Source organism: Schaalia turicensis ACS-279-V-Col4, assembly GCF_000296505.1.
GTDB classification, from domain to species: Bacteria; Actinomycetota; Actinomycetes; order Actinomycetales; family Actinomycetaceae; genus Pauljensenia; species Pauljensenia turicensis_A.
The window spans coordinates 685,808-700,340 of the sequence record NZ_JH815209.1 but is presented as its reverse complement, the minus strand read 5'-3'; the positions used below and the strand labels follow the sequence as shown (position 1 = coordinate 700,340).

Genomic DNA, 14,533 nt, shown 5'->3' with positions numbered 1-14,533 from the left:
GTGTGTGGGTGTTGTTTGTGAACTCGATAGTGTGTTTGTTTTTATGCCTGTTTTTTGTTTTTGAGTTTGTTTTTATTGTTGGGATTGGCTGGCCGCGTTTTGGTGGTTGGTTTTTTCTGGATATGTTTTTGTTCGGAGAGTTTGATCCTGGCTCAGGACGAACGCTGGCGGCGTGCTTAACACATGCAAGTCGAACGATGATGCTCCAGCTTTGTTGGGGTGGATTAGTGGCGAACGGGTGAGTAACACGTGAGTAACCTGCCCTCTTCTTTGGGATAACGGTCGGAAACGGCTGCTAATACTGGATATTCACTCATTGGCGCATGTTGGTGGGTGGAAAGGTTTTTTCTGGTGGGGGATGGGCTCGCGGCCTATCAGCTTGTTGGTGGGGTGATGGCCTACCAAGGCTTTGACGGGTAACCGGCCTGAGAGGGTGACCGGTCACATTGGGACTGAGATACGGCCCAGACTCCTACGGGAGGCAGCAGTGGGGAATTTTGCACAATGGGCGCAAGCCTGATGCAGCGACGCCGCGTGAGGGATGAAGGCCTTCGGGTTGTAAACCTTTTTCGCTCATGGTCAAGCCGCAGCTTTGGGTTGTGGTGAGGGTAGTGGGTAAAGAAGCGCCGGCTAACTACGTGCCAGCAGCCGCGGTAATACGTAGGGCGCGAGCGTTGTCCGGAATTATTGGGCGTAAAGGGCTTGTAGGCGGTTGGCCGCGTCTGCCGTGAAATCCTCTGGCTTAACTGGGGGCGTGCGGTGGGTACGGGTTGACTTGAGTGCGGTAGGGGAGACTGGAATTCCTGGTGTAGCGGTGGAATGCGCAGATATCAGGAGGAACACCGGTGGCGAAGGCGGGTCTCTGGGCCGTTACTGACGCTGAGGAGCGAAAGCGTGGGGAGCGAACAGGATTAGATACCCTGGTAGTCCACGCTGTAAACGTTGGGCACTAGGTGTGGGGGCCACCCGTGGTTTCTGCGCCGTAGCTAACGCTTTAAGTGCCCCGCCTGGGGAGTACGGTCGCAAGGCTAAAACTCAAAGGAATTGACGGGGGCCCGCACAAGCGGCGGAGCATGCGGATTAATTCGATGCAACGCGAAGAACCTTACCAAGGCTTGACATGCACCCTGACGCTGCAGAGATGTGGTGGCATTTGGTTGGGGGTGTGCAGGTGGTGCATGGTTGTCGTCAGCTCGTGTCGTGAGATGTTGGGTTAAGTCCCGCAACGAGCGCAACCCTTGCCCTATGTTGCCAGCACGTTATGGTGGGGACTCGTGGGGGACTGCCGGGGTTAACTCGGAGGAAGGTGGGGATGACGTCAAATCATCATGCCCCTTATGTCTTGGGCTTCACGCATGCTACAATGGTTGGTACAGAGTGTTGCGATATCGTAAGGTGGAGCGAATCACTTAAAGCCAGTCTCAGTTCGGATTGGGGTCTGCAACTCGACCCCATGAAGGTGGAGTCGCTAGTAATCGCAGATCAGCAACGCTGCGGTGAATACGTTCTCGGGCCTTGTACACACCGCCCGTCACGTCACGAAAGTTGGTAACACCCGAAGCTCATGGCCTAACCGGTTTTCCGGGGGGAGTGGTCGAAGGTGGGATTGGCGATTGGGACGAAGTCGTAACAAGGTAGCCGTACCGGAAGGTGCGGCTGGATCACCTCCTTTCTAGGGAGCCCGTTTTTGGGGATGCGCATCATGGCACGTGAGTGTGTGTGGTGTGTGTTTCTTGTGCTCGCATGTGTTCACCGAGGGTTTTTCTTGGTGGGTGTGGGTGCGTGGGTGTTTTTAGTGGAAAACAGGGGTGCAAGCTCCATGGAAGCAGACACGCTGTCGGGTTCACGTTCAACACCGTTTGAGCGTTTTGGCTCGCATGTTGCCGCCTCTCTTTTTTGTTGCGCCCTGTGTTTGTGGGGTGTTTGGGGGGTGGTGGTGTGTGTGGTGGGTTGTTTGTGATTTGTATAGTGGTTGTGAGCATCTTTATTTTCTTGTTGTGTGGTTTTGTTTAGTTTTGTTGGGCATTCGGTGGATGCCTTGGCATCAAGAGCTGATGAAGGACGTTGCGGCCTGCGATATGCCTCGGGGAGTTGGCGAGCGAGCTTTGATCCGAGGGTGTCCGAATGGGGGAACCTAACCAGGGTTGTGCTTGGTTACCATCATCTGAACGTGTATAGGGTGGTGGGGGGAACGCGGGGAAGTGAAACATCTTAGTACCCGTAGGAAAAGATATTCCGTGAGTAGTGGCGAGCGAAAGCGGAGGAGGCTAAACCGTGTGCGTGTGATACTCGGCGGGGGTTGCGTGTGCGGTGTTGTGGGGCTTGTTCGTCTCTTCTCTGCCGGGGAGGGGCTTGCGTGTGTGATGGTAGTTGAACCGTGTGGGATAGCGGACCGGAGTGCGTGATAGTCGTGTAGATGGACTGTTGCATGCGTAGGTGGGATAGGTGCCCGAGTAGTGCGGGACTCGTGAAATCTCGTGTGAATCTGCCAGGACCACCTGGTAAGCCTAAATACTTCTTGATGACCGATAGTGCATAGTACCGTGAGGGAATGGTGAAAAGTACCCCGGGAGGGGAGTGAAATAGTACCTGAAACCGTGTGCCTTTAAGCCGTCAGAGCCTTGTGGGGTGATGGCGTGCCTTTTGAAGAATGAGCCTGCGAGTCAGTGATACGTGGCGTGCTTAACCCGTGTGGGGTATGCGTAGCGAAAGCGAGTCTGAAATATGGCGTTTGTCGCGTGTTCTGGACCCGAAGCGGGGTGATCTACCCATGGCCAGGTTGAAGCAGAGGTAAGACTGTGTGGAGGACCGAACCCACCAGGGTTGAAAACCTGGGGGATGAGCTGTGGGTAGGGGTGAAAGGCCAATCAAACTCCGTGATAGCTGGTTCTCCCCGAAATGCATTTAGGTGCAGCGTTGTGTGTTGCCTGGTGGAGGTAGAGCTACTGGATGGCCGATGGGCCCTATGGGTTACTGACGTCAGCCAAACTCCGAATGCCATTAGGTTGAGCATGGCAGTGAGACTGCGGGGGATAAGCTTCGTAGTCGAGAGGGAAACAGCCCAGATCATCAGCTAAGGCCCCTAAGTGTGCGCTAAGTGGGAAAGGATGTGAGATCGCGGTGACAACCAGGAGGTTGGCTTAGAAGCAGCCATCCTTGAAAGAGTGCGTAATAGCTCACTGGTCAAGTGGTTTCGCGCCGACAATGTAGCGGGGCTTAAGCGTACCGCCGAAGCTGTGGCACTCACACATGAAAGAGCCTGGGCAGGGGACCTGCCTCAGGTTGTGTGGGTGGGTAGGGGAGCGTCCTGCGTGCGGTGAAGCCTGCTGGGAACGGTTGGTGGAGCGTGTGGGAGTGAGAATGCAGGCATGAGTAACGAATGGCGGGTGAGAATCCCGTCCGCCGATTGACTAAGGGTTCCAGGGCTAGGTTTATCCGCCCTGGGTTAGTCGGGTCCTAAGGCGAGGCCGACAGGCGTAGTCGATGGACAACCAGTTGATATTCTGGTACCGCGTTGTGACCGCCAAATACTGAAGCTTTTATGCTAACCACCCGCATCTGGACTGTTCATTCCTTCGGGTTTGATCAGCTTGGGTGTTGTGGGATCCTGATTGTTGTAGGTAAGCGTGTTAACAGGGGTGACACAGGAAGGTAGCTGCCGCGCACCGATGGTTGTGTGTGTCTAAGGTTGTGGCCCGTCTGCTAGGTAAATCCGGTAGGCATGTAGGGTGAGGACTGATGGGGGTGCCCTTTTGGGGTGTCTGGTGGTGATCCTAAGCTGTCAAGAAAAGCCTCGACGTGAGGGCATGACGCGCCCGTACCCTAAACCGACTCAGGTGGTCAGGTAGAGTATACCGAGGCGTTCGAGTGAATCATGGTTAAGGAACTCGGCAAAATTCCTCCGTAACTTCGGGATAAGGAGGACCCTGTGACGTCCCCCCTTTTTCTGGGTGTGTGCGTTGTGGGGTCGCAGAGAATAGGGAGAAGCGACTGTTTATCAAAAACACAGGTGCGTGCGAAGTCGTAAGACGATGTATACGCACTGACGCCTGCCCGGTGCTGGAAGGTTAAGAGGAAGGCTCAACCACCCTCGGGTGGTGAAGGCTTGAATTTAAGCCCCAGTAAACGGCGGTGGTAACTATAACCATCCTAAGGTAGCGAAATTCCTTGTCGGGTAAGTTCCGACCTGCACGAATGGCGTAACGACTTCTCCGCTGTCTCGACCATGAACTCGGTGAAATTGCATTACGAGTAAAGATGCTCGTTACGCGCAGAAGGACGGAAAGACCCCGGGACCTTTACTATAGCTTGGTATTGGTGTTCGCTTGGACTTGTGTAGGATAGGTGGGAGACTGTGAAGCAGGGGCGCCAGCTCTTGTCGAGTCGTCGTTGAAATACCATTCTGGTTCACGCGGTCATCTAACCTCGGCCCGTAATCCGGGTTGGGGACAGTGCCTGGTGGGTAGTTTAACTGGGGCGGTTGCCTCCCAAAAAGTAACGGAGGCGCTCAAAGGTTCCCTCAGCCTGGTTGGTAATCAGGTGGCGAGTGCAAGTGTACAAGGGAGCTTGACTGTGAGACCGACGGGTCGAGCAGGTGCGAAAGCAGGAACTAGTGATCCGGCCATGGCACGTGGGTGCGTGGTCGCTCAACGGATAAAAGGTACCCCGGGGATAACAGGCTGATCTTGCCCAAGAGTCCATATCGACGGCATGGTTTGGCACCTCGATGTCGGCTCGTCGCATCCTGGGGCTGGAGTTGGTCCCAAGGGTTGGGCTGTTCGCCCATTAAAGCGGTACGCGAGCTGGGTTCAGAACGTCGTGAGACAGTTCGGTCCCTATCCTCTGTGCGCGTAGGAAACTTGCGGAGGCCCGTCCCTAGTACGAGAGGACCGGGATGGACGAACCTCTGGTGTGCCAGTTGTACCGCCAGGTGCACGGCTGGTTGGCTACGTTCGGAAGGGATAACCGCTGAAAGCATCTAAGCGGGAAGCCTGCTCCAAGATGAGGTTTCCAACACCAGTAATGGTGTGAAGGCCCCCGCCAGACTAGCGGGTTGATAGGCCAGAGGTGGAAGCACAGCAATGTGCTCGCGAGCCGACTGGTACTAATTGGCCGACACTACACGAAACCACAAAAAGGCAACCAAAAGTAAGACTGCTTACAACCACTATACGAATCACACTCAACCCACACCCCCAGCAAGGGGGAGTGGACAACACAAGCGAGTGACCATTTTTGCGGTGGTCATAGTAGTGGGGAAACGCCCGGAAACATTCCGAACCCGGAAGCTAAGCCCACAAACGCCAATGGTACTGCACCCGACAGAGTGTGGGAGAGTAGGACACCGCCGCAATTTTAACTCACGTAAACCCCTTGGAGCACCCCTCCAAGGGGTTTACTACTGTGCACAAAGCGCGAAGATGGTTTGCGCTGTCGCTCTTTCAAGATGTTCGCCTGCGGGTACTTGTCGGGGCGCCACTGTTGCACGTGCCCATCTGAGAAGGCGGTGTTGATGGGCCCCTTCTGCAATTGAGCGTTCTCCCAGTGTGCTCTGTTGGCCCCTAGTATCTCTCGTATTGTCGCTCATTGTAAGCAGTGAGTCGTCGTTATATGCTGCGCAACCTTCAAGGTTCTCGTAGACTGAACACGACATCGTTCTTAATACAAGGAGAAACAATGAACCTCGACGATCTCAAGGGCAAGGCCGAAGAACTCAAGGACCAGGCCACCGACGCTGCCAAAGGTATGATGACCGAAGAAAACACCGACGGCATCCTGGATAAGGTTGCAGATGTAGCCAAGACAGCTACCGGCGGTAAGTTTGACGACAAGATTGACGCAGCTCGCGACGTTGTTGACGACAAGATCGGTGAATGATTCAACGTTAAAAGGTGGGCTAGAGGAAACTCTAGCCCACCTTTTGTCTACGACCGTCCCTTGAATGTTGGCTCACTCAATGCGTACGTTCGTTGGTTTTGGCTACCGCGTCGACCATTCTGTCATTAGTTCGTAGGCGCATTGAATCACTGAGGGATCCAGAAGGTTCTTGCAGTGTCTGAACGTACCTCACGTGACGTTGATTGAAGATTGAAATAAGTATATAGTAGTTGAGAGTTCAAATAGTCTTAGGGAGTTTATCATGACCCGTCTTGGCGTTATTCTTGGCACCGTCCGTCCGAACCGCCTTGGCGCATCTGTTGCTCAGTGGGTTGTCGACAAAGCGAATACTGTTGAAGGTGTCAACGCTGATGTTATTGACATTGCTTCCTTCAATATGTCCCTTTTCGCTGAGCCGATGCCGCCTGCAATGGCTACCCCGCAGGATCCTGGTGGCGCAAAGTTCAGCGAAACGGTTTCGTCTTACGATGCACTGATCTTTGTTTCTCCGGAGTACAACCACTCAATTCCTGGCGCTCTGAAGAACGCTATCGACTTCCTTGAGCCCAAGGCTCTCGCGAATAAGGGTGTCGGCTTCGTCGGCTACTCCTTCAGCGGTGGTGTCCGTCAGGTTGAACACCTGCGTCAGATTCTGGCGAACTTCGAAGCTACGATGGTCACTCAGCAGGTTTCGCTTTCGCTCATTACCGACTTTGAAAACATGTCGGAATTCAAGCCGGGCGCGCATCATGACAACGAGGTTCAGGACATGGTTGCGGCAATGGTTGCGCGCACGGACGCTCTCGCACCTCTTCGCTGACCAATAGCTCTTAGCTTTGTGGGGGATGGGTCGAATGGTCCACCCCCCACATGGTTTTCTAGAGCAAGGTGCTATAGGAGTACCTCAATAAACTTGGGATGTTGCAAGTTAAGGTGTTCTCATGTACAGTTTCGGGTGCCCGAAACTGTACATGAAAATGGAGTCTTAATCAATGCATCGCTCAAATACCCGTATTTTCCAAGGAGCGGCACTTACCAGTGTGCTCGGTCTGGCTCTTGCCGGTTGCGCCAACCACGACGCATCCAACGCCAGCGCGAATAGCGGAACGGAGCATGGAAAAGTCGGCATCGTTGCCACCACAACCCAAATCTGTGACTATGTCACGCAGATCGCTGCCGGCGCGCCAGCGACGGCAGGCCTCGTCCTCGAGAAAACAGGCGCAGACGGACAAAAGACCACAATTGGTAGTGAAGATGCCACGAACCAAACGCGACTCGAACTCACCTGCCTTCTTGCCCCCAACGCATCAGCTCACGAACATGAGCTCACTCCCTCGCAAGCGACAGCACTTGCCAAAGCAGACGTGCTCCTTGTATCCGGAGTTGACCTCGAGCATTTCCTCGATCGTGCAATTGAAGCATCCGGCTTCAAAGGAACGATGGGCGTCACCAGTGGCATTCTGACCAGCAAAGAAGTAACCGACCCGCAAGCCATCACCGAAGACGATTCGTTGCCCTACACGATCGAACGAGGCACCCAAAAGGTCGAGGTGCGCAAGTGGCCCTTCCCGCCAGCAGAAGGCGAAACGGAACCTGAATTTGTCTACGATCCCCACGTGTGGACAAGCCCAAAGAATGCAGCTGTTCAAGTTGCCAACATTGGTGAATTCCTCAAAGAAGTAGCCCCCGACTCCGCCGCAGGAATTGAAGAAAGTGTCAGCGTTTACGCCGACAAACTGCGCGACCTTGACCAGTGGGTCCAAGACTCGATCAATAGCGTTCCGGCAGACTCGCGCATTCTCTTCTCGTCACATGATGCGTTCGGCTACTTCTCCAAGGACTACGGGATCGACTTCATCGGCTCGGCCCTATCTGACTTCAATGAACAGCAGGACGCGACCGCTGAACACATTCAGGAAGCCGCCCAGACCGTCATCGACTCTGGAGCAAAAGCGCTCTTCGCCGAAAACTCGAACAATTCAAAGTCAATCGAGAAGATCGCTGAACTAGCCGGTGTGAAAGCCATCATTGGCGACGACGCCCTATACGGCGATTCCTTGGGACCGGCAGGATCCGCGGGAGAAACCTACACCGGCTCAATCATCCACAACGTCACGACCATCGTCACTGCTTGGGATGGCACTCCGGCCGAGCTTCCAGACAACTTGAAGTAGGCAATACCCGTGACCACGAACGGCATCACCTTTCACGACGCTGGAGTTGGCTACGGGACGCGCGTCGTCCTCACCGGGGTTCAAGGGCGCATGAACCCCGGTGAGGCGCTCGCCCTAGTCGGCCCAAACGGATCTGGAAAAACGACGCTACTCAAAGCCCTAGCCCGAAGCGTCCCTATCCTCGAAGGACACATTGACGGCATTCCCGACACCATCGGATACGTCCCTCAATCGGCTGACCTCGACCTGACATTCCCCATCACTGTTGAACAAGTCGTCATGATGGGTCTCTACAAACAGATCGGACTTGCCCGTTTCCCCAGGAAAGCCCACCGAGAAAAAGTCGCCAGCACTCTGACAAATGTTGGTCTTCTCAGCCGAGCCAAGGACCGTTTCGGTGAACTATCAGGCGGGCAACGCCAGCGTGTACTCGTAGCGCGCGCACTTATCGCCCAACCGAAACTGATTCTGCTGGACGAACCCTTCAACGGTTTGGACCAGCCCAATCGTGATGCCCTACTCGGAATCATTCGACGCGCAAAAAATGATGGAACAAGCGTCGTCGTTTCAACACACGATCTCTCATTAGCCTATGACGTCTGCGATCAAGCAATCCTTGTCGCTGGGCGCCAGATCGCCTTCGGTCCCGTCCGCGAAGTCCTCACCCCAAAGCTAATGAAACAGGCATACGGATCCGAAAGCCTTGAAACTGAGGCGTGTGAACTTGCGACCTGTTCCGACTCCCACAATCAAAGTGGAGAAGTCGCATGAACACGCTGTCCGATGGCGTTGCAACGCTCGTTGAACACCTGCGAGCGCTCTCCGAATCAATCGTGGGGCTCAGGGGTCTTGCGGCCTATCCCTTCCTATTCCGGCCCTTTATATTTCTTGTCCTTCTATCAGTTGTGGCCGGCCTCGTCGGTACGCTAGTGAACCTACGAAAAGCCGAATTTAACGCCGAAGTCATGGTGCACTCGGTGTTCCCCGGAATCGTCGTCGGGTTCATCGTTGGCGGGAGCGACGCCATCATTATTGGTGCCGGTTGTGCTGGCATCGCAGTTGTCATTGCACTAGTGGCAAGCCAGTCTTCCAAGCGAGAAAGCGACAACGAATCAGCGCATGAAGGTGCAACAGCGGTCATTCTGACTGCCTTCTTCGCACTCGGCATGACGATTTCCCTCAAAGTCGGTGATATGTCAGGGCAACTGGAAGCCCTCATGTTCGGGCGCTTGTTGGAAACGACCGACTCTGGGCTTGCTCAGTCGCTGGTCGTCTTTATCCTGACAGGAATCGTGCTTGCGCTAACGTGGAAGGAACACCTCTACGTTGCGTTTGACCGGCAGGGAGCGCTGGCATCACGCATCAACCTCAGAGGCATCGATTACGCGCTGAACGCGTGTATTGCCGCGGTCGTTGTCGCAGCATCGTCGGCAATCGGCGTGCTTCTTGTCATCGCGTTCTTGATCGTTCCAGGGGCGACAGGGCGTCTGCTTGGGCGAACAGTACGACAAGCGAGCATTATTGGAGTGAGCGTGAGCCTTCTTGCCAGCTGGCTAGGCATGCAACTTCTCCTGACCCCCAGCCCGCGCCCCATCTCTCCGCAAGCGGGTGTCGTCCTTGTCCTTGTTGCACTGTTCTTCATCGCTGTCGGTATCGCTGCGATCGGGAAACGAAGGGGAAAGGTGCGCTGTTGATTTCTCATCTGGATGTTCTTCTCCTTCCTGTCATGGAGCTCGTTGCCGTGTGTTTACTCGCCGGGCTGGTCGGCGCTTTCGCCTTCCTCGACCGGAAAATCTTCTTTGCCGAGTCAGTCACGCACGGAACATTCCCAGGAGGCATTCTGGGCGTAGTCATCGCCGCCACGCTTGGGGCGAGTCATGAGCAGATGTCGCTTGCCCTGTTTGTTGGCGCCTTCCTTTTCTGTCTTCCCCTAGGTGGGCTGATGCGGTTCATCGGTGGAATTCCGGGGATTTCATCACAGGCAAGCGCCGGCATTGTGCTGACCTTTGGGTTCGCGATGGGCTACTTCCTGTACCGCTGGTTTTCGCCGTTGCCGATTCAAATCCAGTCGTTTCTGACCGGCTCGATTCTGACGGTTAACTCCTGGGATGTTGCGTCGGCCGGCGCGGGTCTAGTGGTGGTGCTCATCATCGTTGCCGTGTGGGGGAAAGAGCTGGTCTTTAAGAGCTACGACCCCATTGATTCATTGACGCGCGGGATGAACACGCGTCTTCTTGAGAGCCTGAGTATCGCAATGGTCATCGGTGCAATCGTCCTGTTGATTCCCGCCGTCGGCACCGTATTGTCGATTGCGCTTTTCGCTGCTCCCGCGGCGGGACTTGCCCCGCTGGTGAAGTCATGGCCACACTTCATGGTTGCTGCTCCGCTCGCGGGGCTGGGAATCGGAGTGGTCGGTTTCGCGTGCGGTGTGGTGTTCAACCTTTCGGTTGGTGGCATGATCGCGATTTTCGCCGGTATTTTCTTTGCCACGACTCGTCTGATCGTGTGGGCTCGTTGCGCGCAAGGGTGACGAGGCCGGGCGGTCGGTTGCGGTTCGCCCGAACGCGAGCCATGTGGGTTTCGTGAATTCAACGACGAGGCCAATCGTGGCTTGTACTGCCTCCCAGCTCGATGAGACGATGAGACCGTGCCAGAACAACGTGAACCTGTACAACGCCCTGCGTCCATCCTGCTTGCAGCAACCCCGATCGGTGATGTGGACGACGCTTCACCACGGTTTATCAGGGCCCTGCAAGAAGCTGAGGTTGTCGCAGCGGAAGACACCCGGCGCATGCTGGCCCTGGCTAGCCGTTTGAACGTTCGAGTAAACGGTAAAGTTCTCAGTTTGCACGATCACAATGAAGGCGACCGGGCAGAGGGCCTCGTCGACTGTGCCGAAAGCGGAGCGCGGGTCCTGCTGGTCTCTGACGCCGGAATGCCAACCGTTTCAGACCCCGGGTTCCGCGTGGTGCGAGCAGCGGTCGAACGTGGTGTTCACGTCTCTGCATTGCCTGGTCCGTCGGCCCCTGTTACTGCGCTTGCTGTTTCAGGCCTGCCTTCTGACCGCTTCAGCTTCGAGGGCTTCCTACCCCGTAAAGACGGTGAAGCAAGCGCCTACCTCGAAGCGCTTGCGGACGACCCGCACACTCTCATTTTCTTTGAATCAGCCAAACGCGTTCATGGCACCCTGCAACGTATGGCCAGTGCTTTCGGCGGGGAGCGTCAAGCAGTCGTGTGTCGAGAACTGACAAAGAAATATGAAGAAGTTTTACGAGGCTCCCTATCGGACCTGATTACCCAGACGGAGGGGGAAGTACTCGGCGAAATCACGATTGTTATCGCCGGTTTCAAAGGCAAGAAGAGCGCTGAAGACCATGTGAAAACAGTGCTTGCGTTAGCTTCGGAAGGAATGCGACTCAAAGACGCGGCAGCCGAAGTTGCTTCAGCAACAGGCTTGCGGAAGAACGAACTTTATAAAGCTGCTCTCGCTTACAAAGAACAGTGATATGTGAGCAGATGACCTGAAATGGGGGGCGGTGCTACGTGTCAGTAGCACCGCCCCGGCGTCTTGGTAGGGAACCAGAATCCTCTTAGCTAATCTCGGTTGAAGGAACCTCCAGGATCCCAGCGTCTGCCAACTTCTTCGACGCAACAGCCCCAGTTTCCGGTGATACCGGCTCCGTCAGGTCGGAGAGCACTCGCACGGTAAAACCGGCCTTCTTCGCATCCAACGCGGTGTCGCACACGCAATGAGACTGCGCCAAACCGATGACATCAACCTCATTCACTCCGGCACCATCCAGTAAATCGCCGAGCAAAGTCCCGGCCTCGTCCATCCCTTCGAACCCAGAGTAGGCAGCCGCAAACTGGCCCTTCTTCACGTGGGCATCAACGTCGAGGTCCCAAATGGCAGGATGCAACTCCGCTTCGGCACTACCGGCCACGCCATGCGGTGGCCACGTGTCCACATAATCCGGGGTCGCAGAGAAATGAGCTCCCGGATCAATATGCCAATCCTGCGTCGTCGCAATAAAGCCGTACTCTTGGCGATGATCATCCACATACGTGCGGATACGCTCTGCACACGCATTTCCTCCTTCAACGGGTAAAGCCCCGCCTTCACAGAAAGTGGGCTGGACATCGACGATGATGAGTGCGCGTTTCATCTGAGCTCCTCTTATGTATGTTGCCCTCAACTCTACTGCGCTTGTTCACCGTTTTGACCGCGCTTGTTCAAGCTTTTGGGCAAACGCTCGTGGAAACAAGAAGCCTGCAGTGCCGTGATTAAGCCCTTTGAGCGCGCTTGTTGAAGAAATGCATCAGTGAATTCGGGTCATACGTGCCCACTGAAATGGTGAACAAGCGCGGTGTGTGGGGAGGCGGGTGTGGTGAACAAGCGCGGTGGGGGAACGGGGAGACGCGAGTTCGGAATATACCCGACGGGGCACTATCCTTAGAACCATGAGCCGTATTTTGTCTGCAGTAGCTTGGCCTTACGCCAACGGTCCCCGTCACATTGGACACGTTGCCGGATTCGGCGTGCCCTCCGACGTCTTCTCGCGATACATGCGAATGGCAGGACACGACGTATTGATGGTGTCCGGAACCGACGAACACGGTACTCCGATCCTCGTCGCAGCAGACGGCGAAGGCGTGACCGCTCGCGAACTTGCAGACCGCAACAACCGACTGATCGTCGAAGACCTCGTCGCGCTCGGCCTGTCCTACGACCTCTTCACTCGCACGACCGCCGGCAACCACTACGCAGTCGTCCAAGAAATGTTCCGCACTGTCCGCGACAACGGATACATGATCGAACAGGTCACTCGCGCAGCAATTTCACCCTCAACTGGACGCACGTTGCCCGACCGTTACATCGAAGGCACCTGCCCGATCTGTGGTACTGAAGGCGCTCGTGGCGACCAATGTGACGCCTGCGGTAACCAGCTGGATCCCACCGACCTGATTGATCCGCACTCGCGCATCAACGGCGAGACCCCCAAGTTCGTTGAGTCCACCCACTACTTCCTCGACCTACCTGCACTCGCCGAAGCCCTGTCCGCATGGCTCGACGATCGTGAACAGTCCGGCACTTGGCGTCCGAACGTTATCAAGTTCTCCAAGAACTTCCTCGAAGACATCCGCCCGCGTGCCATGACGCGCGACATCGACTGGGGCATCCCAGTTCCCGGGTGGGAAGACCAGCCGACCAAGCGCCTCTACGTCTGGTTCGACGCCGTCATCGGCTACCTCTCAGCATCAATCGAGTGGGCACGTCGCACCGGCGACCCCGAAGCGTGGCGCCAGTGGTGGAATGATCCCGAGGCCCTGTCCTACTACTTCATGGGCAAGGACAACATCGTCTTCCACTCCCAGATTTGGCCTGCCGAAATGCTCGGCTACAACGGTCAGGGTACCAAGGGTGGAAAGCCTGGAACGCTCGGCGTCCTCAACATGCCGACCGAAGTTGTGTCCAGCGAATTCCTCACCATGGAAGGCAAGAAATTCTCTTCCTCCCACGGCATCGTCATCTACGTCCGTGATTTCCTGGCTCGCTACCAGGCAGATGCCCTGCGTTACTTCATCAGCGCAGCAGGCCCGGAAACCTCCGACTCCGACTTCACATGGGCAGAATTCGTCCGCCGCACCAACGGCGAACTCGTCGCCGGCTGGGGCAACCTGGTCAACCGAACGGCATCGATGATCGCCAAGAAGTTCGGCGAAATTCCTGCTCCCGGCGAGCTTGAAGATATCGACCGTGCGCTATTGGACGAAATCAACAAAGGCTTCGAAACTATCGGTGACCTGATCCGTCACCACCGTCAGAAGGCCGCACTCTCTGAAGCGATGCGACTGGTCAGCGAAGCCAACAAGTACGTCACCGACACCGAGCCCTTCAAGCTCAAGGCACCCGAACAGCGTGAACGACTTGCAACGGTTCTGCATACCCTCGCCCAGGCTGTCACTGATCTCAACCTGATGCTCTCGCCGTTCCTCCCTCACGCAGCGAACGACATTGACCGCGTCATGGGCGGTGCGGGCAACATCGCTCCGATGCCACGCATCGAAGAGGTCGAAGAACTCGACCCGCAGGTTCTGCCCGAAGCATTCGACGGCCGCAACGGATACCCGATTATTACGGGTGACTACACCTCAGCTCCAACGTGGGAACGCCACCTCATCACGGTGGGTACCCCGATCGCGAAGCCGACGCCTGTCTTCACCAAGCTCGACGAAGCCATCGTCGAAGAAGAACTCGCACGCTACGCGGATTCAGCTCCCGATGATGTGACCGGAGCCTGAGCCTTTGTAAGCTCAACTCATTCAACACCGCGAAAGGTGGGAAGCTCGTCCGCTTCCCACCTTTCGTCTGTCTACGGCAAGGCACGCCTTCTTCACTTGCCCCTGGCTTATGCCCGCCCGCGCCGTGAACAAGCGCGGTTGTGTGCGGGGGTAGACGGTGAACAAGCGCGGTTGTGTGC

Annotated in this window: 9 protein-coding genes and 3 rRNA genes; 11 read left to right on the top strand and 1 reads right to left on the bottom strand. The window is 55.9% G+C overall.

Annotated features, from left to right (window positions below):
• Positions 1 to 129 precede the first annotated feature (129 nt).
• The 10 genes from HMPREF9241_RS06830 to rsmI all read left to right on the top strand — a co-directional run bounded on the left by HMPREF9241_RS06830 (position 130) and on the right by rsmI (position 11,556).
• Positions 130 to 1,672: ribosomal RNA gene (locus HMPREF9241_RS06830) — 16S ribosomal RNA — on the top strand.
• Positions 1,673 to 2,006: 334 nt separating this feature from the next.
• A 23S ribosomal RNA gene (locus HMPREF9241_RS06825) occupies positions 2,007 to 5,127 on the top strand.
• A 109-nt stretch (positions 5,128 to 5,236) separates the two neighbouring features.
• A 5S ribosomal RNA gene (gene rrf / locus HMPREF9241_RS06820) occupies positions 5,237 to 5,353 on the top strand.
• The 16S, 23S and 5S rRNA genes sit together here, the layout of an rRNA operon.
• Positions 5,354 to 5,676: 323 nt before the next feature.
• Positions 5,677 to 5,877 carry an Rv0909 family putative TA system antitoxin gene (locus HMPREF9241_RS06815; RefSeq protein WP_006681554.1) on the top strand — a complete coding sequence of 67 codons (201 nt, stop codon included), beginning with the start codon at positions 5,677 to 5,679 and terminating at the stop codon, positions 5,875 to 5,877.
• A gap of 262 nt (positions 5,878 to 6,139) precedes the next feature.
• Positions 6,140 to 6,697 (top strand): NADPH-dependent FMN reductase, encoded by a 558-nt coding sequence (locus HMPREF9241_RS06810; RefSeq protein WP_006681553.1) that lies wholly within the window; start codon positions 6,140 to 6,142, stop codon positions 6,695 to 6,697.
• 172 nt (positions 6,698 to 6,869) lie between these two features.
• Entirely contained in the window at positions 6,870 to 8,051 is a 1,182-nt protein-coding gene (locus HMPREF9241_RS06805; protein ID WP_006681552.1) for a metal ABC transporter substrate-binding protein, read from the top strand.
• A gap of 9 nt (positions 8,052 to 8,060) precedes the next feature.
• A complete protein-coding gene (locus HMPREF9241_RS06800) occupies positions 8,061 to 8,822 on the top strand; it encodes a metal ABC transporter ATP-binding protein (RefSeq protein ID WP_006681551.1) in 762 nt (253 codons plus the stop codon).
• On the top strand, positions 8,819 to 9,745 hold the full coding sequence (locus tag HMPREF9241_RS06795; RefSeq protein WP_006681550.1) for a metal ABC transporter permease: 927 nt from the start codon (positions 8,819 to 8,821) through the stop codon (positions 9,743 to 9,745). Before HMPREF9241_RS06800 ends, HMPREF9241_RS06795 begins: the two co-directional genes overlap by 4 nt.
• Positions 9,742 to 10,581, top strand: a complete 840-nt coding sequence (locus HMPREF9241_RS06790) for a metal ABC transporter permease (protein WP_040318582.1) — start codon at positions 9,742 to 9,744, stop codon at positions 10,579 to 10,581. The genes HMPREF9241_RS06795 and HMPREF9241_RS06790 overlap by 4 nt, the downstream gene beginning before the upstream one ends.
• Before the next feature lie 117 nt (positions 10,582 to 10,698).
• On the top strand, positions 10,699 to 11,556 hold the full coding sequence (gene rsmI / locus HMPREF9241_RS06785; RefSeq protein ID WP_006681548.1) for a 16S rRNA (cytidine(1402)-2'-O)-methyltransferase: 858 nt from the start codon (positions 10,699 to 10,701) through the stop codon (positions 11,554 to 11,556).
• Positions 11,557 to 11,641: 85 nt separating this feature from the next.
• Here rsmI and HMPREF9241_RS06780 read toward each other — a convergent pair whose 3' ends face one another.
• On the bottom strand, positions 11,642 to 12,217 hold the full coding sequence (locus HMPREF9241_RS06780; protein WP_006681547.1) for an isochorismatase family protein: 576 nt from the start codon (positions 12,215 to 12,217) through the stop codon (positions 11,642 to 11,644).
• A gap of 295 nt (positions 12,218 to 12,512) precedes the next feature.
• Between HMPREF9241_RS06780 and metG the strand changes: the two genes are divergently transcribed.
• Positions 12,513 to 14,354: a methionine--tRNA ligase gene (metG, locus tag HMPREF9241_RS06775; RefSeq protein WP_006681546.1), complete on the top strand. Its 1,842-nt coding sequence runs from the start codon at positions 12,513 to 12,515 to the stop codon at positions 14,352 to 14,354.
• Positions 14,355 to 14,533: the final 179 nt, after the last annotated feature.